Source organism: Agrobacterium tumefaciens (assembly GCA_025559845.1).
Taxonomy (GTDB): Bacteria; Pseudomonadota; Alphaproteobacteria; order Rhizobiales; family Rhizobiaceae; genus Agrobacterium.
In genome coordinates, this window is the sequence record CP048469.1 from 3,186,317 (window position 1) to 3,206,092 (window position 19,776).

A 19,776-nucleotide genomic window follows, 5' to 3' on the forward strand; every position below is an offset into this window, starting at 1 on the left:
GTTTATTATCGGAACATCGTGCATGCACGACGTCATCCGTTATGACCCGGTTTTGAAAAACTGGCCAAATTTTCGGATGGGTTCATCGACGGAAATCCGGGATAAAATTCATGTCAGTTCAGACCTCCACTTCCTCCGCGCTCACCAAAACGGCAACCAGAGAGCGGCGCATCGCAAAAGTTGCAGTGATCGCGTTGCTGACCGGCCTTCACGCTGGTTCGGTTTTTGCGCAGGCTGTGCCCGGAACGTCGACAGAAACTGCCCCGCAGCAGACGAACCCAGCCACGCAGGCGCCTGCGGCCAACCAGGCACCAACCGCTACACCGGTAACTCCGGCGCCGACGCAAACGCCAGCACCGGTAGCACAGCAGACGCAGCCACCCGTTGAGGCGACGCAGCCTCCGGCTGCTGCGCCAGGTGAGCCAGCGCCCTCCGCTCCCGCGCCGACCAATGAAACTGTCGCTCCGCAGCCGCAAGGCGAGACAACGGCACCTGCAGCCGCCACTGAGAACTCGACGGTGCTGGAGCCTATTGCCGACCCGGCACAGCGTGCAGACATTCCGCATAACCTGTCGCCATGGGGCATGTTCATGGCCGCCGATTGGGTCGTCAAGGGTGTGATGATCGGACTTGCCTTCGCCTCGCTTGTGACGTGGACCGTTTGGGTCGCCAAGTCGATCGAGCTTGCTGGCGCACGTGTTCGCGCCGGCAAGACGCTCAAGGTGATCCGTAAAGCCAAGTCGCTGGTCGAGGCAACGGAAGCCGTCGAGAAAAGAGGCGGTCCTGCTGCGCTCATGCTGCGCATGGCCAGCCACGAGATGCACCTCTCGGACGCCGTTGTTGATCATACCGATGGTGGCGGCATCAAAGAGCGCGTCTCGTCTGCGCTGTCACGCATCGAAACCCATGCCGGTCGCCGTATGGCGCGTGGAACGGGCGTTCTGGCAACGATTGGCTCCACCGCTCCGTTTGTCGGTTTGTTCGGTACAGTCTGGGGCATCATGAATTCGTTCATTAGCATTTCCGAAACGCAGACGACCAACCTTGCCGTTGTCGCTCCCGGTATTGCTGAAGCGCTGCTCGCAACCGCCATCGGTCTGGTTGCGGCTATTCCCGCTGTTGTTATCTACAACGTCTTCGCTCGCTCGATCACTGGCTATCGCCATTTGCTGGCGGATGCTGCAGCAGGCGTGGAGCGTCTTGTCAGCCGTGATCTCGATTTCCGTCGCATTCCGCCTGGCAGCAGCAGCAAGCCCGCTGTATCTCTGGTCGGACGGTGATCGGTCATGGCTGGCGGCATTCGCGAAAACAGCGGAGACGACCTCTCCGAAAACCATGAGATCAACGTTACGCCGTTCATCGACGTCATGCTGGTTCTGCTCATCATCTTCATGGTTGCCGCACCTTTGGCGACCGTGGATGTGAATGTTGATCTGCCTGCATCGACCGCCAAGCCGGCCGAACGCCCGGATGAACCGCTTTATCTCACCGTCAAGGATGATCTGTCTCTCAATCTGGGTAACGATCCTGTGGCGCGTGAAGCCCTGGCGGCTGCCATAGACCAGCAGACAGGTGGCAAGAAAGACACGCGTATCTTCCTGCGGGCCGACAAGGCGGTGGATTACGGGCATTTCATGGAAATCATGAACCTTCTTCGCGACGCCGGGTACCTCAAGATCGCGCTTGTTGGTTTGGAGGGCGCCGCTGCCGCTTCGCAAGCTCCCGCCGCAGCTCAACCACCGGCGCCCACCACGCAGGGAACAGCACCATGACCGAAAACGGTTACCCGCAGTCCAAGCATTCCCGTATCGGGGAATTGGCGCTGTGGACCGTCGCGGCGCTGGTTATGTTCGGTGTCCACGCCGGTTTCGCATATTACTTGATGCTGGAGCCCGTTGAGCCGGAGTCGGACGGTTCTCCGCCCGCTGCAATCATGATCGAAATGGCTGCCATTCCTGAAGCGGTGAATACCGAAGAAACCACCCAGGCACAGGACACGGAAGACGCTGAAGAGGTGAAAACCGACAACAGTCAGCCGGTGGAAGAGGTTACTCCTGAAGAGCCCCCACCGCCGCCACCTGAGCCGGTTGCTGAAACCCCGCCGCCAGAGCCGGTGACACCGCCTGAACCGGTCGAAGAAGAAGTAGCCGAGCCCGAGGAGATTCCGGAACCTGTCGAAGAGATCGATCCGGTGCAGGAAGAAATGATGGCGGCACTCGAGAATGTCGAGGTGCCCCTGCCAGTCATGCGACCTCCGCCGCCGCCGGTGGAAAAGAAGGTCGAAAAGAAAGAGCCGGTAGAGAAGAAGAAGGTCGAGCGCGAGCGTCCGAAGCCGCAGCAGGCATCGCAACTGCGGGAAACCGCGAAAGCCGAAGCGCAACAGTCGGACAGAACGGCTGCATCTCGCAATACCGGCGGACTGTTTTCGTCTTCCAACGTCTCTCCTGCAAAATGGGGTGCGCGGGTCCGTTCGCACATTGAACGTCGTAAGCCGCGTTCGCTGAGAGGCGGATCGATGACAGCTCTCGTGCGTTTTCGTGTGAATGATGCAGGCTCCATCAGTGGTGTGAGCGTCATACAGTCGACCGGTGACTCCTCGATCGACCAACAGATTGCTGCATGGGTTCAGAACGCTTCGCCAGTGCCGGCGCCTCCGCCAGATGCGGGTAAGACAGTCACGGTGCCGATCAGCATTCGATAAGCAAAATGGCCGGGCTCGCCCGGCCTTTTTTGTGTCGACAATATCGACGTCCCCGCCCGTCTCCGGCGTCGAAATGGATTTCGCTCATTGTCTTGATGGTGTAGGTCTTGTCGTCTCCCAGAAACAAGGCATCCCACACATGAAACTATCCATTGCAGAGGCGGAGGATTTTGTATCCTCCATCTTCGAGCGCAACGGCGTTTTGCCTGAAAATGCACGCTCGGTCGCGCGCGCACTCGTTGCCTCCGAGGCCGCTGGACAGGGCGGTCACGGGTTTCGTCGCATTCCTGCCTATGTAAAACAGGCCCGGTCCGGCAAAGTCGATGGCAAGGTGCGTCCTTCCTTCGAGCGGACAAGACCGGGCGTTCTCGCTGTCGACGCCGGTTATGGTTACGCCTATCCGGCGATTGATCTGACCGTTGGCGAATTGCCGGAAATCGCACGACAACAGGGCATCGCGCTGGCGGCCATCGGTCGCTCGCATCATGCGGGGGTCATGGCGCTGACGGTGGAGCGTTTTGCCGAAATGGGCCTGGTTGCCCTGATGTTTGCCAATGCACCGGCTTCCATGGCACCGTGGGGTGGGACGAAACCTCTTTACGGGACGAACCCGATCGCTTTTGCGACGCCCGTCAAGGATGCCGATCCGCTGGTGATCGATCTCGCCTTGTCCAAGGTTGCACGTGGAAAGATCATGGCGGCCCGTCAAAAGGGCGAGACCATTCCCGGCGACTGGGCCTTCGATCGCAACGGTCGTCCAACCACTGATGCCGAAGAGGCAATGGCCGGAACCATGGCGCCAGCCGGCGAGGCGAAAGGCGCCGCGCTTGCCTTGATGGTCGAGATCATGGCCGCAGCCCTGACAGGCGGTAACTTCGCTTTTGAGGCGTCCTCGCTGTTCGACGACAAGGGCAATCCCCCATCGCTTGGCCACACCATCATCGCAATCGACCCATCCTCTACCGGTACGGCTCTTTTCACTGACAGGTTGGCCACGATTGTCGGAGAAATTGAAAGCCAGGAGAATGTCCGGCTGCCTGGACGAAGAAGCCAGGGTATACGCCGCAATTCGCTGGAAAGCGGCATTTCGATCGACAGCGATATCCTCGCGGAAATACAGGCACTTTGAAAAAAGAAAGCCCGGCGGATCAAAAAGATCCGCCGGGTTAAACCGCTCGCGCCTCGACGCAGACAGGAAATCATTTCCTGGCCATTTTCTGGTCCGCCATCCATTCGTTCCAGAGCTCAACACCGAAAAGTTGAGTGCAGATCCCTGGGCGCCTGATGCTCAAAACAAACTGTCTGAGAGCGTCAGTGCCAGTTCCGTGCTTTTTCCGTGGCTCTGGGCGACAGGATCATGACGCATCAAGTCATCAAGCAGTTTTCACGTTCACGCAAAGGGGACGAATTGCGCGAACGTCAGATATCGCGGTCAATCAGGCCGCGCAGCAGCGCGGTACTGACCGCATTGAGAAGGTTGGCGGCGCCAAGCTTTGCGCGTGCGCCGTCCAAAACATCCCTGATGTCTTTTTCGTCATGTCCTGTAGTGGCCGCTATTCGGGAGGGATGCTGTCCCTGAGCGATCAACCCAAGATATTCTCGCTCCATATCGGAAAGGACGATCTCGGACGGATGATCGTATCCATGCTGCACTTGCGAAGACATGTTCGTTCTTTTCTTTTTTGGGAACCGGCTCTTTGAAGGGAACCGGGCATTGTCTTTTGCGCCCGCGAACAACAGAAAACACTCCGTCGTCAGAAGCCTGAAACTGCTCCCGTCGGTTCGTCTGTATCTGGGCCTGGGTCATAAAATAACGGTTTGCACCGTCAAAACCCCGGAGGCGGCGCCGTTGCCGGGTCCGGAAGATGGCCGCTATTAAGCGATATCGAAAATGAAGGAAATAACTTTAGATGCCACACGTCATGGTTTTGTTGTTACATTTTGGGGCAATTCGAGTTTTTCCGGGATTTTTTGGTGATGTTTTCTTCTTTGATCGGAAATATAATTGCGAAAATACCGCCTTATTCGGCGGAATGATATGTATATCTCTTACGGATCTCGGTCGGTGTTGCGCCGAACCATCTTGAAACAGAGCGCGAAAAGGCGCCTGGGGTAGAGTATCCCAGCCTGTAGCCAATATCGGAAACCGGCAGATCGCTCTCAATGAGAAGTCTGTAGCCGGCATCTTTTCGGATCGTGTCCTTGATCTCGTTGAGGTTGGTTCCAAGTTCCGTCAACCTGCGCTGAAAGCTGCGTTCTGACAGATTGAAATAGGGTGCAATCTCCGTCAGCGACAGTTCCGCGTCGGTAAGCCGCATTTGCAGGTAGCGTTTCACCTGATCGATAAACTGGGTGGCTTCCACCGATGTTTCCGGCCGCAGCATTCGGCATTGCAAGTTCATCAACTCGAACAGGCGAGTATCGGCATGCGGATTGGCAATATCGAGCAATGCGGCTGGCACACGCAGCGTGTTGATCGCCTGTGAAAAACCTATCCGCCGGGTCAGCCGATCTTTAAACAGTTGGATATTCTGCGGTTTTGGCCGTTCCAGGCCAATTTCAATCTGGTTGATCCGCTCAGCCAGAATATCGCGCAGCCGCTCAAAAAGAATACCTAACGCCAGATCCACATATTGGTCACGTCTGGCAATAACCGGGGCAAACGTCCATGACAACGACGTGTGGTGCTCATCCATCGTCATCGTGAAATGGCTGGTATTGGTTGCGTAATAAACGTGATCTTGAAGAAATTGCAGAAACGACCGCACGTCTGGAGCACTTATCAGGCCATACCCGAAAGCCCCTGAAGCCCCGGCCGGAAACACAGACGCACATTGCAGGCCAAAAGCGTCGTCAGCGGAAATCACCGCACAGGTTTCCAGAAGACGGCAAAGCTTGTCGAGACTTATGCGTTCGGTCAGACTACCGAACTGGTTGGGATCGATGCCCAGAGCCCCGCAGATGGGGACGATATCAATACCGCGCGATCGCGCATAACCGCTCACACCGGCAGCGAGACCAGCCACGACCGTTATGTCGTCGTTGAGATGTTTTCCCGGCATCGGTCGTCTGGCGCATAATGTTGAGTATTTGTCGTCAGATGCTAAGCCGGGAATAATTATTTGTCGAGCGCTGTGCTGCGCAAAGTTTCACGCATACAAGTCGAATAGCTTTGCTTCAGGACGGTGATGATGGTTTGACCGGCCTCATCGATTGTGCCGCTATTGTCCACTGTCGTGACGTCGAAATCGCCGAGCACACTGAGTGTGCTGCGTTCCAGCCGCTTGAGGATATCCTCCTTGGTTTCGCGTCCACGCAACTCAAGCCGTTTCGCCAGAACATCCGGCCTTGCAACGACATTGACCACCTTGAGCTTGGGAAAAACCGTCTGGAATTGCGGCAAAGCGGACCGGGAGCCATTGGCGATCACCACGTTCCCCGCATCGAGATGATCGTAGACACTTGCCGGTATCCCGTATTTCAATCCATGCGCCTGCCAGTAGACGGCAAAAGCGCCCTGTTGCTGGCGCTGATCGAATTCCTCGGTGGAAACGGAGTCGTGGCTTTCGCCGCCTGCGTCTCCGCTGCGTGTGATCACGCGTCTTGTGAAATGGAAGCATGGCTTGTCCGCAAGGTGTCTTGCGGCATAATCCATCAGCGTGTCTTTGCCGGCACCGCTTGGACCGACAACCACGATCATGACGCCGGATGCAGAATGCTGAGTGCGCGCGTTACGATCTGCCTCCATCATGCGACACGTCTGCCTTGGCGCCAAACGGAACGAACGACCGGAACGCCGTGGTCGCGATGAACTCTGACGAGGTCTGCCCGCAGGCCGGTCTTGATGCGGCCGCGATCATCGAGACCAACCGTCCGAGCTGGCGTCGCCGTCACCATCGCCAAGGCTTGCGGTAAGGTGATGCCTTCCACCTGATCGGCAAGCAGGAATGGCGCATAGAGCAGGCTGAACGGCACGTAGTCGGACGACAGAACGTCCAGAACGCCAAGCTCAGCGAGATCGCGGGCAGCGATATTACCGGAATGGGACTTGCCGCGAACGATATTCGGCGCGCCCATCAAGACGCTCATGCCGGCGCTGTGGGATGCACGTGCGGCTTCGACGCTGGTGGGAAATTCTGCAAGCTTTACGCCGTGCCCGATCGCTTCGCCGACATGTGCTTCAGTCGCATCGTCGTGGCTGGCAACGGTTATGCCACGTTCCGCACAGTTTGCCGCCAGATAGTCGCGATGCTTGGCGGAATAGGCGGCGGAGGCAGCGACACGTCGCTTGACGAATTCGGCGAACGCATCATCGCTCAGTCCGCGCTTCTTTTGATAATAGAAGCTGTACTGTTCCATCGACTGGAACTGGCGCTGTCCTGGAGAATGATCCATCAGCGAGATCAATCGCACGCGCGGGTCTGTCTCGAAATCCTCGAAATGGTCAAGGACGTCGGAAGAGGCGACTTCACAGCGCAGGTGCAGAAGGTGATCGGCGCGCAGACGGTTCTGGTCGGACGCCGCTGCAATGGCATCGGCCATTTCGCGCATTTCGCCCTTTTTAAAACCACCGTCTTCATCAGAGCCAAGCCGCAGGCAGTCGAAAACCGTGGTGATACCAGACGATGCGACCTGTGCATCATGCGCCTGAATGGCGGCGATCTTGTCCCAGGTGACGCCAGGGCGCGGCGAATAATGTTGTTCCAGATGGTCCGTGTGCAACTCGACCAGTCCCGGGATCAGAAAGTCACCGCCAAAATCTTCACCGTGGGCCGATGGCCCCTCGCTGATATCCGCAATCTTCCCGTCGCGGATGAGAACGGAACCCGAGACAACATCGTCCTCCAGGACGATTCGGGCGTTGGAAAGAACGTGTTCGGTCATGGCGTAGCATCTTTCTTTGGCTGATGGCCGAGCGGCAACCAGCGATGGACGGCAAAAGGAGCGCCACGGGTTTCTTCGGCGAACAGGGCAATGCCGGAAACGCTGAGCGGACGGTCTGTAAATTCGGAGAACTCGCTGGTGAGGATATCGCGCAGGCCCGTTGCCTCGCTGTCATTGACACGACCAGTCAGCGTCATGTGAAAACGGAAATCGTCCATGACATAGGGATAACCCCACAAAGAAAGATTTTGCCGCTGGCTTTCCGTCAGGCTCTGTGGCCGACGGCGTGCGATATCGCTTTCGGAAAGCGGAGCACGGAACCTGTCGAAATGATCGACGATCTCGGCGGCGAAGTCCTGCAGCGGTTGGTAGGTGCGGTCGGGAACAAGCGCGAAAAAAGGTCCGAGCGCGTCGACCACCACACGCGGGATGTCGAAGGCCGACTGGTTTGCTGCAAAGTCGTCAAACGCAGAGAGGAGGTCAGCCTCGCTGTATTTTTGCGACAGCTCGAACGGAGCTTTCAAGGTGGCGTGGAAGCCATAGCGCCGCGGTTCCGCGGTCACGTCGGCAAAGGCGCTATGGTCGTCATGCAACGTCCCGGAGAACGCATCGCGTCCCAGCCAGCGCGACGCCGCTTCAGTCAACGGGTGATCTTTAGCCGGGGAAAAATAGATGGCGTAACGCACGTTCAGCACTCTTCAATGTCATGGAAACCGGGAGCGAAAAGCTATTTGGCGTGACTCGCCCGCTCCCCGCAAGGTCAGGAATGCGGGGTAAATTGTTTCCATGACAGAATGATGATGAAGGCGATAAAAATCGCCGTCAGTGGTGCTGTTTTCCGATCAGTCTGGACCGCAGTGCATTCGAGATATTATCGAACACGAAAACCACCATCAGGATGAGCAAGACCATGTAAGCAACCTTGTCCCAGTCGGCGTTGGTCCCCATGGCCTCAAGAAGTTTCAGACCGATACCACCCGCGCCAACCGCACCGATAATCGTTGCTGAGCGCGTGTTGCTCTCCCAGAAATACAGCGACTGGGAAATGAACACCGGCAGAACCTGTGGCAACACGCCAAAGCGATTGACGGCGAGCGGCGATGCGCCAACGGATTTGACGCCTTCGCGCTGCTTGTCGTCGACATTTTCCAGCGCTTCCGCATAGACCTTTCCGAGCGCACCGGTGTCGGTGAAGAAGATCGCCGCGATCCCGGGGATTGGTCCAGGGCCAAAGCTGCGTGTAAAGAACAACGCCCAGATCAGCATGTCGATCGAACGTAGGAAATCGAACAGCCGCTTCATGCCCCAGTTCGCCGCTTTGTTGGCGGTGATGTTGCGCGCGGCGATGAAAGCCAGCGGCAGGGCAACGACTGTACCGAACAGAGTGCCGACAAAGGCCATGACCAATGTCTGCATCAGTTTCGACAGAATATCCGCATGCTGCCAGACGCCGTTTTCAAGAAAATCATCGACCATATGGCCGACGTTAGAGCGCGCCGGATCAAGTCTCTCGCCCCAGAGAGCCAGAGCAGCCAGTTCGCCATAGCCCTTGCCCCAGAACTCCGAGCGTGTGTCGAACCAGAAGTTGGCCCAGCCGAGGAACCGGCGCTGGACATAAACCTGGCTGGTGCGGATTTCTGCCTGCCCGGCAAAGCCGTAGTGGACGATGACCTTGCTGCCGTCCTGCTGGATTGCGGCAGGAGCATCCGAAGGTGCCTGGGCCGTATCGTCATTGATGGACACCGGATAGCTTTTGCCATCGATGAATACATCGACCTGTGTTGGCGTGATATCGAGGCGGTTGTCCTCTCCACCATAGCTCACGCTATAGCCACCGTTGGCCATCGGCTGCAGCCAGCTAATGTTTGCATCGGCGGGGTACTGCCCACGGCTCGACCATTGCGGCACCACCTTACCATCGTCGAAACGCAGGCGCGGCTGCGCCCGCCACGAATACCAGTCCTGGATATAGGTAGAAGCGCGGTCCCAGCGACCCTGCATGAAGGTGGGGCCGACATTGAAAAAGAAAAAGCAGGCGACGAGATAGGCGAAGACAACTGTTATACCGGTCAGAAGACCGTAGCGTTGCATGAAGCTGCGCTTGAAAACTTCCGGATGGGCAGAGGTCAGTCGCTCGCGTTCGCCAGCGTTGAGAACGAAACTGGACGACATCAGGCAGCTCCCCGTCCGAATTCAAAGGATTGATGTCCGATCAGTCTGCGGCGAAGCCAGGCGGAAAACTGATCCACGGCAATGATCGTCACAAGCAGAAGAAGGATGATGGCATAGGTCTTGGCGGCATGATCTCGGCCGATGGCAAGACGGAAGACCTCGCCGATGCCGCCACCACCGACAGCGCCGATGATGGTGGAAGCACGCACGTTGATTTCGGCGCGCAGCAGCGCATAGGAAACGAAGTTCGGCAGCACCTGTGGCACAATCGCGAAACGAACGCGCTCCAGCCAGTTGGCGCCAGCCGCACGCAATCCCTCATCCGGCTTCATGTCGGCGTTCTCGACCACCTCGAAGAACAGCTTGCCGAGCGCGCCGATCGTGTGAACGGAAATGGCGATGATCGCGGCAATAGGGCCGATCGAAAGGATGGCGGTGAGCAGCCCCGCGATGACGATTTCGGGGAAGGCACGAAGGATTTCCATTGTCCGTCGAACCACCCAGCGTACGAGGCCCGCGCCGACGAGGTTGGTGGAGGCAAAAAAGCAGAGCACGAAAGCGAAAGCCGTGCCGATGATGGTTGAAACCAGCGCAATATTGAGCGTGATGATAAGTTGGTAGATGAAATGCGGAATGTAGAAGCTGCCGCTGATATAGACACGATCCGCCGTATAATCGTATTTCAGCGATCCATCCGCATAAGGGGATGGCAGGTCGAACATGGCGCGAAAGACTTCAAGCGGACTGTCCGGCACGAAGGTCTTCATGAAATCGAAAAAGTAAGGTAGGCGTTCGAAAAACTTGCCCGAATTGGCGTCATTGGCAAAGTTCAGGGATGCGCCGAGAATGATCAGAAACACCACCAGAGAAATGATTGTATAGATGCGTCGGGTGGCAAGTTGCCGCTGATAATGTCGCATCACGGTGGCGGACGATGCGCTCAATCCCCCGTTTTGCAGGTCGCCATGTTGCAGGGTCGTCGCCATACCGCTTTCCTTCTTGGCAAAAGCGGCAGTGCTTTTGGGCACCGCCGCTTCCGAAATGGTGTCGTGATAATCAGCCGCCGATAACGGACTTACGAGCGTCGATGATCGTCTGGTAGAAGGACGGATCGACCTTTACGTAGCCGGTGTTCTGACCCTGGCTGAAGCCCTGGAAGCAGGCGAGATCCTTCTTCGGAAGTTCCATGAAGAAGTCTTCAACCTTCTGCTTCATGGCATCGCCCAGCTTGTTGGTAACCATTAGCGGGCCGTTCGGGATCAGCGGCGACTTCCAGACTTCAACGATATCGTCGATGTCAAGGTTGCCCTTGGCGACCATCTGGTGAAGGTTGCCGGCAGAATAGCCCTCTTCCCACTTGCCAACGCCCGAACCGAAGGTGGTGCCGACATCGAACTTCTTGTCGAGAACGGCGAGAACGAGGTTCTCGTGGCCGCCACCGAAACCGGTTTCGGAGAAGTATTCCTTGATCGATCCGCCGATTTCCTTCGGCAGCGCGACGTTAGGAACGAGGTAGCCCGAGGTCGAGTCAGGATCGGCGAAGCCGAGCTTCTTACCCTTGGCATCGGCAAGCGTCTTGATACCGCTGTCCTTGCGGGCAACCATGATCGTGTAATAGCCGGTGGCACCGTCAGAGCCAGCCGTGGTCAGGATCGGGTCAACGGCGTTGGGGTCGGTCAGAGCGATCTTGGCATAGGACGACGCGCCCATGGAAGCAATGTCGATCGTGCCGCCAAGCAGACCCTGGATAACGCCGTTGTAGTCCGGCGACGGGAAGATCTGTACTTCGGAAACGCCGGTTGCTGCCTTCAGGCCATCGGCAACGCACTTCGTGTTGCGGATCTGGTCGGCTTCGTTTTCGGAACCGTCGAGACCGATGCGCAGAACCTTGACGTCCTGAGCCATTGCGGAGCCGGCCAGAACGCAAACTGCGACCGCCGAAAGAAGGGCTTTCTTCAACATGGTTTTCTCCTCATGTCCGGCGAACCGGGGTTTGTTTATTGTGAAAGTGGCCCCTTTACGCGGGCGCAAACGATCCTCAGCAGTCTTAAATCCCGGCCATAGCCAGCGGTTCAGGACCGGCAGATTGTTGCGACGCGCGGGCTGGAAGCTGCGCGCCGGGAATGTTGATGCTTGTCGACGTCATGCTCTCATCGATGCCGGCACCTTGCGAGTCCGTGCCGTAGATCGCCTTGACTGCAGTGGCTGTCAGCTCTGACGGTGTGCCGTCGAAAACGACGCGTCCACCCGACATGCCGATGATGCGTTCGCAGTAATTGCGCGCCGTATCCAATGTGTGCAGGTTGGTGATGACGGTAATGCCTTCGCGTTCGTTGATGTCGCGCAGCGCGTCCATCACGATCTTGGCATTCAAGGGATCAAGAGACGCGATCGGCTCGTCGGCGAGAACCATCTTCGGCGACTGCATAAGGGCGCGGGCGATTGCCACACGCTGCTGCTGACCACCGGAGAGGGTGCCGGCGGCCTGCATGGCGACATGCTCGATCCCGAGGCGCTCGAGGGCCGCGATCGCCATCAGGCGCTCGTCGTGCGTGAAGATGTTCAAGAGGCTGAGTGCCGTCGAACGATGGTTGAGACGACCGAGCATCACATTGGTGAGAACGTCGAGACGCGGTACCAGATTGAACTGCTGGAAGATCATGGCGCAATCGCGCTGCCAGTTGCGCAGGGCAGCACCTTTCAGCGCAGACACTTCCAGATCGTTGAAATGGATCGAGCCTGCGGAAGGATCGACAAGCCGATTGATCATGCGCAGAAGGGTTGATTTGCCAGCGCCCGAACGTCCGATCACGCCGACCATCTGGCCCTGCGGGATATCGATATTCACGGCATCGACGGCAGTGTGGTTGCCGAAACGGCGCGTGACTTGCTTCAGGTGAAAGCTCATTTCCCCGTCCAATCTTTTTTTGACGGGGATCGACCTAACAGCACTCCGTGAAGTCCGAATGTCAGTTTAATGAAGAAAATATTACACGGAAGGCCGAGATACCTGGCCGCTATACTTCGAAACGAATGCTTCGGCACCCATTGCGCGGAAATCATCGAGTGCCGACCGGAGGGTAGCATGGTCCCAGTCCCACCACGCCAGACGGTCCATGCGGGCGCCGAGTTCGGCCGTGAAACGTTCGCGGATCAGCTTTGCCGGCACGCCGCCAACGATCGTATAGGGGGCAACATCTTTCGATACCACAGCACCGGCACCGATGACCGCACCGTTTCCAACCGTGACGCCTGGCAGGATTGTGACGCCGTGGCCGATCCATACATCGTGTCCGATCCACACCCGTCGTGCGCGCCTGGCATCGAAGAAGTCGTGCTCGTTTTCCGCGTCATCCCAGTAATTGGCGGCGCGATAGGTAAAATGGTGCAATGTTGCCCGTTCTACCGGGTGATTGGTGGCGTTGATGCGCACTGACGCCGCGATGTTGACGAACTTGCCGATTGTCGCGCACCACACCGAACCGTCCTGCATGATGTAGGAATAGTCACCCATCTCCACCTCTTCGAGCCGGCACCGTTCCGAAATTTCGGTGTAGCGGCCAATGGTCGAATTGGTAACGCGGGCTGTTTCGTGGATAGCGGGTTCGAGGCCAACCTTGACACTCATGCTGCAGCCTTTCGAGGGGAGAATTGTGAGACGTCGATAATGCGGTCGGCGACGGCCTCACGCACTTCCTCATCGTGAAAAATGCCGAGCAGGGCGGTGCCCTTGCTTTTCTTGTCGAGGATCATGTTCACGACGACCTGGCGGTTGGCGCCATCAAGAGAAGCCGTTGGTTCGTCCAACAACAAAATTGCGTGATCGGTGATGAAGCCACGGGCGATATTGACGCGCTGTTGTTCGCCACCGGAGAAGGTTGCCGGTGGCAGCGTCCACAATTCGCGCGGCAGATTGAGCTTGGCCAGGAGTTCACCGGCCCGCTCGCGTGCTTCCGTAGCGTCGACCTTGCGGGCAAGAAGCGGTTCGGCCACGACATCGACGGCCGAAACACGCGGCACGGTACGAAGGAACTGGCTGACGTAACCGATGGTCCGATGACGGATGTCGAGGATTGTTCGTGGTGCGGCACTGCCAAGGTCGACCACCTGACCTTCGTGGCGGATCAGGATCTGACCGCCGTCGATGGCGTAGTTGCCGTAGAGCATCTTGAGGATCGAGCTTTTGCCGATGCCGGACGGACCACCCAGAACGACGCACTCTCCACTGCACACGGAGAAATTGACGTCACGCACCACCGGCAGTTCAAGGCCGTCGCGCAGATGCATGGTGAAGCTCTTGAAGACTTCGGAAACGACGAGAGGCGTTGGCATGTTGATATCTTTCGCTTTTGCGCGGCGCTTAGACCTGAAGGATCGAGGAAACGAGAAGCTGGGTATAGGGCTCGCGCGGATCGTCCAGAACCCGGTCGGTCAGGCCATGTTCGATGACGTTGCCGCCCTTCATCACCATCATCCGGTGGGAAAGAAGCCTTGCTACGGCGAGGTCGTGTGTCACGACGACGACCGCGAGGCCCAGATCGGTGACGAGATTACGGACGAGGTCAAGCAGGCGGGCCTGAACGGACACATCGAGACCACCCGTTGGTTCGTCCATGAAAACAAGGCGAGGGGACGTGACGAGATTGCGGGCGATCTGCAGACGTTGCCGCATGCCACCGGAAAAGGCTCGCGGCTGGTCGTCGATACGGTCGGTACCGATCTCAACCCGCTCCAGCCAGTCGCTGGCGGAATTGCGGATGTTGCCGTAGTGCCGGTTGCCGACAGCCATCAGCCGTTCGCCGACATTGGCGCCGGCCGAGACCGTCATGCGCAACCCGTCAGCCGGGTTCTGGTGCACAAAGCCCCAGTCGGTGCGCATCAGCAGGCGACGCTCAGCCTCACTCATCCGGTAGAGATCACGTACCGAGCCATCGCGCAGACGGTATTCGACACTGCCGGCTGTCGGCATCAGCCGTGTTGAGATGCAGTTGAGCAGGGTGGTCTTTCCGGACCCGGATTCGCCGACAATCGCGAGAACTTCGCCGGCGTACAGTTCAAAGGAGACGTTGCGGCAACCGGCACGGTCGCCGTAATATTTCGAAACGTCCTGAACTTTGAGAAGGGGTGCGTCACTCATTCGGCTGCCTCTTTCACGTCTGCCAGCATCAGGCCCTTGTGGCCGTGGCAGCGCCGGTCTTCGCAATGGTCGGTGTCGGAGCAGACGAACATTCGCCCGCCCTTGTCGTCGAGAACCACCTCGTCCAGATAAACATTTTCGGCGCCGCAAAGCGCGCAGGGCTCGTCAAAGCTCTGGATCTCGAAGGGGTGATCCTCGAAGTCGAGACTGACGACCTCTGTGTAGGGCGGAACGGCGTAAATGCGCTTTTCACGTCCGGCTCCAAACAACTGCAGCGCTTCCGACATGTGCATTTTCGGGTTGTCGAACTTCGGGGTCGGCGAAGGGTCCATGACGTAGCGACCCGCCACTTTTACCGGATAGGCGTAAGTCTTGGAGATACGGCCGTTATGGGCAATATCCTCGTAGAGCCTGACATGCATCAGGCCATATTCCTCCAAAGCATGCATGACCCGCGTTTCGGTCTCGCGTGGCTCAAGAAAGCGCAGGGGCTCGGGGATCGGCACCTGATACACCAGAACCTGCCCCTCGCGCAGTGTCTCCTCGGGGATACGGTGGCGCGTCTGGATAATGCTTGCATCACCGGTGCGGGTGGTGACCGCGACATTTGCGACCTTCTGGAAGAAGGCTCGGATCGATACGGCATTCGTGGTGTCGTCCGCCCCCTGGTCGATGACCTTCAGAACATCGTCAGGGCCGATGATCGAGGCGGTGACCTGAACGCCTCCTGTTCCCCAGCCGTAGGGCATGGGCATTTCCCGTGATGCGAAAGGCACCTGATAACCGGGAATGGCGATGGCTTTGAGGATCGCCCGGCGGATCATGCGCTTCGTCTGTTCGTCCAGATAAGCGAAGTTGTAGGTCGCCAAGTCGTCTTCGAATGAAACTTCTTTAAGCATTGCGCGTTAACCTTGCGAAAAAAGGAGTACAAAGCTCATGGAGATGGGAATTCTTGCCGCAGTCTTCTTTGCTGTATTCGCAGCATCGAGTGTCTTTTGCGCCTATTGGTTCGGCGAAGAACGCAGCCGCTGATTTATTCGGCTGCATCGCTCATCCATTCTGCCTCTGAGGCGTTCATTGCGTCGAAATCGGCGCGCATTTTCCTGACGAGAACAAGTTCAGCCTGGAAATCCACGTAGTGTGGCAGTTTCAGGTGTTCCACGAAGCCCGTCGCTTGGACGTTGTCGGCATGGGAAATCACGAACTCTTCGTCTTGCGCGGGCGCGACAACGTCCTCCCCGAATTCGCTTGCTCTCAGGGCGCGGTCCACAAGTGACATCGCCATTGCCTTGCGTTCGCTTTGCCCGAAAACCAGGCCGTAACCGCGTGTGAACTGGGGTGGTGCCTTGGCCGAGCCTTTGAACTGGTTGACCATCTGGCATTCAGTCACCTGAATGTCGCCGATGGAAACGGCAAATCCGAGCTCTGGAACTTCAAGCTCAATTTCGACGGAGCCAATGCGGATTTCTCCGACAAAGGGATGGTTGCGCCCGTAACCGCGCTGGGTCGAATAGGCGAGAGCGAGCAGAAAGCCTTCATCGCCCCGTGCCAGGGATTGTAGTCTCAGGTCACGCGGCATTGGAAATTCCATCGGCTCGCGTGTCAGGTCGCCCGGGATATGGTCTTCGGGCATATCGCCATCGGTTTCGATCAATCCCTCGCCTGCAAGAATATCGGAAACGCGCATCACATGCTCCGCGTTGCCTTCTCGCACATTGGCGGGTTCCACCGTCTCGTCTTCCAGCAGGGATGGATCGAGCAGGCGATGGGTATAGTCGAATGTCGGTCCCAGCAATTGGCCGCCGGGCAGATCCTTGTAAGTTGCCGAAACCCGCCGTTGAACCGCCATATCGGCAGTGTCGATCGGAACGGAATAGCCGAAACGCGGTAACGTCGTGCGATAGGCGCGTAACAGGAAAATCGCTTCGATCATGTCGCCACGTGCCTGCTTGACGGCAAGGCCGGCGAGTTCGGGATCGTAAAGCGAGGCCTCAGCCATGACGCGGTCGACGGCGAGCGCAAGCTGCGAGACAATCTGATCGACTGTCATGGCAGGCAGGTTGCGGTCACCGCGCCGTTTGTCGGCGAGCAGTCTGTGGGCATTTGCAATGGCGGCTTCCCCGCCTTTGACGGCAACATACATCTTACATCTCCACGGGTTCGATGCGCGTTGTGCGAGGCAGGCAGATGAAGTGATCGGCTGACGTCAGGATGATATCGACACCACGCGGGAAAATGCCGTTGTTCTCGGCCCAAAGCGTGATGAACATCTCTGGCAGGCCGGAGGGACGGATCAGGTTTTTGTCACGGATGCCTGGGCCGGACAGCGCCAGTTCTGGGCCGTTATCGATATCCCGCAATTCGATGATGATGGTCGTTGAGCGGTCAGGATATTCCTGACTTCCCTGAGCAAAAGCTCCTAGAGCAGGCAGGCTGCTGCCAGCTTCCACGATTGCAAAACGCGCGTCCTGTTTTTCTTCCGTCGTCGGCGCGCCGGTATGGAAACCAATCCAGCTTGGCACGACGGTCTTTCGGATCGCGTTGCTGAGCCAGATGGGAGTGTCGTGATCGCAAAGGGCCAGCAGCACGGCACCCGTTGAAGGCGCAAGCGGTGCCGGTGGGTTGGCCAGAGGATCGATCGTCTGAACCGTGCCCGGTCGCGACATGCCGTCCATCAATTTTTTGAAGATTTTTTGCGAATCGAGAACGACATTGGTGAAGCCGCCCGTGAGTGCCTCGGCCTTTATAGCCATCAGTCTTCTCCTCGAACCATGGTAAAGAAGTCGACCCGTGTGGCAGTCGTTTCCTTGATCTGCTTGTCTTTTTCGTCCGTCAGTCTTTTTTCAACGGGCGTCAGAATCTCATCCTCCACGAAGCGGCGGTTTGGGGCTTCCTGCCAAAGAGCGTCGAAGATTGCCGCATACCAGGCTCTCTTGCGGCTCGTTCCCAAAAGATGGGCGTGGCCGATGGAGCCTGATGCAAGTTTCACCGTGGCGCGTGTCACGGTGGTCTCACCAAGGTTGAATGGCGCCCCGCCACCGCCGATGCGGCCCTTGACCATAACGAGCCCGGTTTCGGGACCGCGTACGCTCTGGGCTTGCGGGTCTGTCTGCTGTCTGGTCCACGCGCTCTGGAGTTCTTGCAGTGTGGCGCGGGAAAGCAGTGCTGCCACGCGCTTGCGTTTTGCATGAGGAGGGTTTGTATCCTGCTGGTTCATCATTGACCTCAAATGTCTATTGATATAGACAACTATACAATGTAAGGTACAGTTACCGTCGAAGAATGACAAGCGTGTGACAGGGGTCTGTGGGGGCGATGAAAAGAAAGAATGGCGTGGCGCTATGGCGTCAGATCGCTGACAGGATACGGCAGGAGATTTCAGCTGGTACTCATGACGCGACAGGCATGTTGCCACCTGAAATGTCGCTCTCAGAGAAATTCGGTGTCAATCGCCACACCGTCCGCAGCGCTATCGCGGCTCTTGCCAGTGAAGGCATCGTCGAACCGCTGCAAGGACGCGGAACGATGATTATCCGCAAAGGCCGGCTGAGCTTTCCGATTTCAAAACGCACGCGCTTTACCGCCGGAATCAGCGATCAGGTCAAGGACATGGAGGCGCTGCTTTTGTCACACTCGACAGAGCAGGCAAACGAGGACCTTGCATCCCGCCTGAAGCTGAGTGTCGGAGACTTTCTCATCCGTATGGAAATTTTGAGAAAGGCGGATCATCGGCCGGTTTCGAGATCAACAACGTGGTTTCCGGCCAGCCGGTTTTCAGGAATTGAAGAGGCTTATCGCGCCAGTGGTTCGATCACCAGTGCCTTTGCGAAACTTGGATTGTCTGACTACATCCGGGCAACAACGGTTATATCCGCAACCCACGCCGACACCGGTGACTTGTCTGATCTCGAGTTGTCGCCGGGCGCGATCGTTCTTGTAACGCAAGCGTTGAACACGGATATGGATGGTACGCCAGTGCAATACGCTAGCAGCCGTTTTTCGGCTGACAGCGTTGAGTTCACCATCGACAACTGAAACAGGTTTTGCCTATTCCGGTAATGCCAAACCAAGGACGTCCAGCATCGAGTAAAGCCCCGGCTTCTTGTCGCGACCCCAGACAGCAGCGGCAATCGCACCGCGCGCAAAAATGCCTCTGTCGCCTGCGTAGTGGGAGAGCTCGACGCGTTCACCTTCGCCGGCGAAGATCACCGAATGTTCACCGATCACCGAGCCACCGCGCAACGTCGCAAAACCGATGGTTCCGGCCTCACGTGCGCCCGTATGTCCGTCACGTACACGTACGGATGATGTTGCCAGATTGATCTTGCGCCCTGACGCTGCCGCTTCGCCCAGCAGCAAAGCGGTGCCGGAAGGAGCATCGACCTTGTGCTTGTGATGCATTTCCAGGATTTCGATATCCCAGTTCCGCGCGTCCAGTGCGCGTGCCGCCTGTGCCGTCAGAACGCTGAGCAGATTGACGCCAAGGCTCATGTTGCCGGATTTGACGATCCGCGCATGGCGCGATGCCGCCTTGAACTTCTCCTCGTCGTCCAGGGAGCAGCCAGTGGTGCCGATAACGTGGACGATGCGTGCTTGCGCGGCGAGGCCTGCATAGGTCACGCTGGTTGCCGGGGAGGTGAAGTCAATTACGCCTTCCGCATGCAGAAATGCTTCGAGTGGATCGCTGGTGATTGCTACACCGATCGGCCCGAGGCCAGCGACTTCGCCGGCATCGCGACCGACAAAGGCAGATCCCTCACGGCTGACCGCAGCATGTAGCTGTACACCTGGCGTCTCATGAATGAGGCGGATAAGGGCCTGTCCCATGCGGCCGGCTGCGCCAACCACCACCAGTTTCATATCGTTGCCACTCATGCTCTCA

At 57.7% G+C, this 19,776-nt stretch carries 22 protein-coding genes; 5 read left to right on the plus strand and 17 right to left on the minus strand.

Annotation, left to right across the window (positions count from 1 at the left end; all coding sequences use genetic code 11):
• Positions 1 to 110 precede the first annotated feature (110 nt).
• The 4 genes from exbB (at position 111) to FY156_15765 (ending at position 3,830) form a co-directional block, all read left to right on the plus strand.
• Positions 111 to 1,280, plus strand: coding sequence for a tonB-system energizer ExbB (exbB, locus tag FY156_15750; GenBank protein ID UXS02820.1), 1,170 nt, complete (start codon positions 111 to 113; stop codon positions 1,278 to 1,280).
• A gap of 6 nt (positions 1,281 to 1,286) precedes the next feature.
• Entirely contained in the window at positions 1,287 to 1,772 is a 486-nt protein-coding gene (exbD, locus tag FY156_15755; protein ID UXS02821.1) for a TonB system transport protein ExbD, read from the plus strand.
• Positions 1,769 to 2,701: a TonB family protein gene (locus FY156_15760; protein UXS02822.1), complete on the plus strand. Its 933-nt coding sequence runs from the start codon at positions 1,769 to 1,771 to the stop codon at positions 2,699 to 2,701. The genes exbD and FY156_15760 overlap by 4 nt, the downstream gene beginning before the upstream one ends.
• A gap of 139 nt (positions 2,702 to 2,840) precedes the next feature.
• A complete protein-coding gene (locus FY156_15765) occupies positions 2,841 to 3,830 on the plus strand; it encodes an Ldh family oxidoreductase (protein UXS02823.1) in 990 nt (329 codons plus the stop codon).
• Between the two features lie 290 nt (positions 3,831 to 4,120).
• On the opposite strand, the gene FY156_15770 is transcribed toward FY156_15765, so the two are convergent.
• From FY156_15770 to phnG, 16 genes are all read right to left on the minus strand, one after another.
• Complete coding sequence (locus FY156_15770; GenBank protein ID UXS02824.1) at positions 4,121 to 4,366, minus strand: transcriptional regulator; 246 nt, start codon at positions 4,364 to 4,366, stop codon at positions 4,121 to 4,123.
• 356 nt (positions 4,367 to 4,722) lie between these two features.
• Positions 4,723 to 5,763 (minus strand): AraC family transcriptional regulator, encoded by a 1,041-nt coding sequence (locus FY156_15775; GenBank protein UXS02825.1) that lies wholly within the window; start codon positions 5,761 to 5,763, stop codon positions 4,723 to 4,725.
• A 56-nt stretch (positions 5,764 to 5,819) separates the two neighbouring features.
• Positions 5,820 to 6,401, minus strand: a complete 582-nt coding sequence (gene phnN, locus FY156_15780; GenBank protein ID UXS03174.1) for a phosphonate metabolism protein/1,5-bisphosphokinase (PRPP-forming) PhnN — start codon at positions 6,399 to 6,401, stop codon at positions 5,820 to 5,822.
• A gap of 47 nt (positions 6,402 to 6,448) precedes the next feature.
• Positions 6,449 to 7,585, minus strand: coding sequence for an alpha-D-ribose 1-methylphosphonate 5-triphosphate diphosphatase (locus FY156_15785; protein UXS02826.1), 1,137 nt, complete (start codon positions 7,583 to 7,585; stop codon positions 6,449 to 6,451).
• Entirely contained in the window at positions 7,582 to 8,280 is a 699-nt protein-coding gene (locus FY156_15790) for a DUF1045 domain-containing protein (GenBank protein UXS02827.1), read from the minus strand. Before FY156_15790 ends, FY156_15785 begins: the two co-directional genes overlap by 4 nt.
• 127 nt (positions 8,281 to 8,407) lie before the next feature.
• Positions 8,408 to 9,757, minus strand: coding sequence for a phosphonate ABC transporter, permease protein PhnE (phnE, locus tag FY156_15795; GenBank protein UXS02828.1), 1,350 nt, complete (start codon positions 9,755 to 9,757; stop codon positions 8,408 to 8,410).
• A complete protein-coding gene (gene phnE / locus FY156_15800) occupies positions 9,757 to 10,743 on the minus strand; it encodes a phosphonate ABC transporter, permease protein PhnE (GenBank protein UXS03175.1) in 987 nt (328 codons plus the stop codon). The genes phnE (FY156_15795) and phnE (FY156_15800) overlap by 1 nt, the downstream gene beginning before the upstream one ends.
• A gap of 70 nt (positions 10,744 to 10,813) precedes the next feature.
• A complete protein-coding gene (gene phnD, locus FY156_15805) occupies positions 10,814 to 11,719 on the minus strand; it encodes a phosphonate ABC transporter substrate-binding protein (protein ID UXS02829.1) in 906 nt (301 codons plus the stop codon).
• A gap of 85 nt (positions 11,720 to 11,804) precedes the next feature.
• Positions 11,805 to 12,665, minus strand: coding sequence for a phosphonate ABC transporter ATP-binding protein (phnC, locus tag FY156_15810; GenBank protein UXS02830.1), 861 nt, complete (start codon positions 12,663 to 12,665; stop codon positions 11,805 to 11,807).
• Between the two features lie 81 nt (positions 12,666 to 12,746).
• Positions 12,747 to 13,385 carry an acetyltransferase gene (locus FY156_15815; GenBank protein ID UXS02831.1) on the minus strand — a complete coding sequence of 213 codons (639 nt, stop codon included), beginning with the start codon at positions 13,383 to 13,385 and terminating at the stop codon, positions 12,747 to 12,749.
• The gene (gene phnL, locus FY156_15820) at positions 13,382 to 14,089 is read right to left on the minus strand and encodes a phosphonate C-P lyase system protein PhnL (protein UXS02832.1); all 708 of its coding nucleotides are present in this window, start codon (positions 14,087 to 14,089) and stop codon (positions 13,382 to 13,384) included. The genes FY156_15815 and phnL overlap by 4 nt, the downstream gene beginning before the upstream one ends.
• A gap of 28 nt (positions 14,090 to 14,117) precedes the next feature.
• Entirely contained in the window at positions 14,118 to 14,894 is a 777-nt protein-coding gene (gene phnK / locus FY156_15825) for a phosphonate C-P lyase system protein PhnK (protein ID UXS02833.1), read from the minus strand.
• Positions 14,891 to 15,793, minus strand: a complete 903-nt coding sequence (locus FY156_15830; protein ID UXS02834.1) for an alpha-D-ribose 1-methylphosphonate 5-phosphate C-P-lyase PhnJ — start codon at positions 15,791 to 15,793, stop codon at positions 14,891 to 14,893. The genes phnK and FY156_15830 overlap by 4 nt, the downstream gene beginning before the upstream one ends.
• 134 nt (positions 15,794 to 15,927) lie before the next feature.
• Positions 15,928 to 17,037, minus strand: coding sequence for a carbon-phosphorus lyase complex subunit PhnI (locus tag FY156_15835; GenBank protein UXS02835.1), 1,110 nt, complete (start codon positions 17,035 to 17,037; stop codon positions 15,928 to 15,930).
• A gap of 1 nt (position 17,038) precedes the next feature.
• On the minus strand, positions 17,039 to 17,647 hold the full coding sequence (phnH, locus tag FY156_15840) for a phosphonate C-P lyase system protein PhnH (GenBank protein ID UXS02836.1): 609 nt from the start codon (positions 17,645 to 17,647) through the stop codon (positions 17,039 to 17,041).
• On the minus strand, positions 17,647 to 18,111 hold the full coding sequence (gene phnG, locus FY156_15845) for a phosphonate C-P lyase system protein PhnG (GenBank protein UXS02837.1): 465 nt from the start codon (positions 18,109 to 18,111) through the stop codon (positions 17,647 to 17,649). The genes phnH and phnG overlap by 1 nt, the downstream gene beginning before the upstream one ends.
• Before the next feature lie 98 nt (positions 18,112 to 18,209).
• On the opposite strand from phnG, the gene phnF reads away from it, so the two are divergent.
• Positions 18,210 to 18,929 (plus strand): phosphonate metabolism transcriptional regulator PhnF, encoded by a 720-nt coding sequence (phnF, locus tag FY156_15850; GenBank protein ID UXS02838.1) that lies wholly within the window; start codon positions 18,210 to 18,212, stop codon positions 18,927 to 18,929.
• Positions 18,930 to 18,941: 12 nt separating this feature from the next.
• On the opposite strand, the gene FY156_15855 is transcribed toward phnF, so the two are convergent.
• Complete coding sequence (locus FY156_15855) at positions 18,942 to 19,769, minus strand: 4-hydroxy-tetrahydrodipicolinate reductase (GenBank protein ID UXS02839.1); 828 nt, start codon at positions 19,767 to 19,769, stop codon at positions 18,942 to 18,944.
• Positions 19,770 to 19,776: the final 7 nt, after the last annotated feature.

What these genes read in the sequence shown, in the direction of transcription:
- exbB (UXS02820.1), top strand. Translation starts at nt 111, where the DNA reads ATGTCAGTTCAGACCTCCACTTCCTCCGCGCTCACCAAAACGGCAACC.
- exbD (UXS02821.1), top strand. Translation starts at nt 1,287, where the DNA reads ATGGCTGGCGGCATTCGCGAAAACAGCGGAGACGACCTCTCCGAAAAC.
- FY156_15760 (UXS02822.1), top strand. Translation starts at nt 1,769, where the DNA reads ATGACCGAAAACGGTTACCCGCAGTCCAAGCATTCCCGTATCGGGGAA.
- FY156_15765 (UXS02823.1), top strand. Translation starts at nt 2,841, where the DNA reads ATGAAACTATCCATTGCAGAGGCGGAGGATTTTGTATCCTCCATCTTC.
- FY156_15770 (UXS02824.1), bottom strand. Translation starts at nt 4,366, where the DNA reads ATGTCTTCGCAAGTGCAGCATGGATACGATCATCCGTCCGAGATCGTC.
- FY156_15775 (UXS02825.1), bottom strand. Translation starts at nt 5,763, where the DNA reads ATGCCGGGAAAACATCTCAACGACGACATAACGGTCGTGGCTGGTCTC.
- phnN (UXS03174.1), bottom strand. Translation starts at nt 6,401, where the DNA reads ATGATCGTGGTTGTCGGTCCAAGCGGTGCCGGCAAAGACACGCTGATG.
- FY156_15785 (UXS02826.1), bottom strand. Translation starts at nt 7,585, where the DNA reads ATGACCGAACACGTTCTTTCCAACGCCCGAATCGTCCTGGAGGACGAT.
- phnE (UXS02828.1), bottom strand. Translation starts at nt 9,757, where the DNA reads ATGTCGTCCAGTTTCGTTCTCAACGCTGGCGAACGCGAGCGACTGACC.
- phnE (UXS03175.1), bottom strand. Translation starts at nt 10,743, where the DNA reads ATGGCGACGACCCTGCAACATGGCGACCTGCAAAACGGGGGATTGAGC.
- phnD (UXS02829.1), bottom strand. Translation starts at nt 11,719, where the DNA reads ATGTTGAAGAAAGCCCTTCTTTCGGCGGTCGCAGTTTGCGTTCTGGCC.
- phnC (UXS02830.1), bottom strand. Translation starts at nt 12,665, where the DNA reads ATGAGCTTTCACCTGAAGCAAGTCACGCGCCGTTTCGGCAACCACACT.
- FY156_15815 (UXS02831.1), bottom strand. Translation starts at nt 13,385, where the DNA reads ATGAGTGTCAAGGTTGGCCTCGAACCCGCTATCCACGAAACAGCCCGC.
- phnL (UXS02832.1), bottom strand. Translation starts at nt 14,089, where the DNA reads ATGCCAACGCCTCTCGTCGTTTCCGAAGTCTTCAAGAGCTTCACCATG.
- phnK (UXS02833.1), bottom strand. Translation starts at nt 14,894, where the DNA reads ATGAGTGACGCACCCCTTCTCAAAGTTCAGGACGTTTCGAAATATTAC.
- FY156_15830 (UXS02834.1), bottom strand. Translation starts at nt 15,793, where the DNA reads ATGCTTAAAGAAGTTTCATTCGAAGACGACTTGGCGACCTACAACTTC.
- FY156_15835 (UXS02835.1), bottom strand. Translation starts at nt 17,037, where the DNA reads ATGTATGTTGCCGTCAAAGGCGGGGAAGCCGCCATTGCAAATGCCCAC.
- phnH (UXS02836.1), bottom strand. Translation starts at nt 17,647, where the DNA reads ATGGCTATAAAGGCCGAGGCACTCACGGGCGGCTTCACCAATGTCGTT.
- phnG (UXS02837.1), bottom strand. Translation starts at nt 18,111, where the DNA reads ATGAACCAGCAGGATACAAACCCTCCTCATGCAAAACGCAAGCGCGTG.
- phnF (UXS02838.1), top strand. Translation starts at nt 18,210, where the DNA reads ATGAAAAGAAAGAATGGCGTGGCGCTATGGCGTCAGATCGCTGACAGG.
- FY156_15855 (UXS02839.1), bottom strand. Translation starts at nt 19,769, where the DNA reads ATGAGTGGCAACGATATGAAACTGGTGGTGGTTGGCGCAGCCGGCCGC.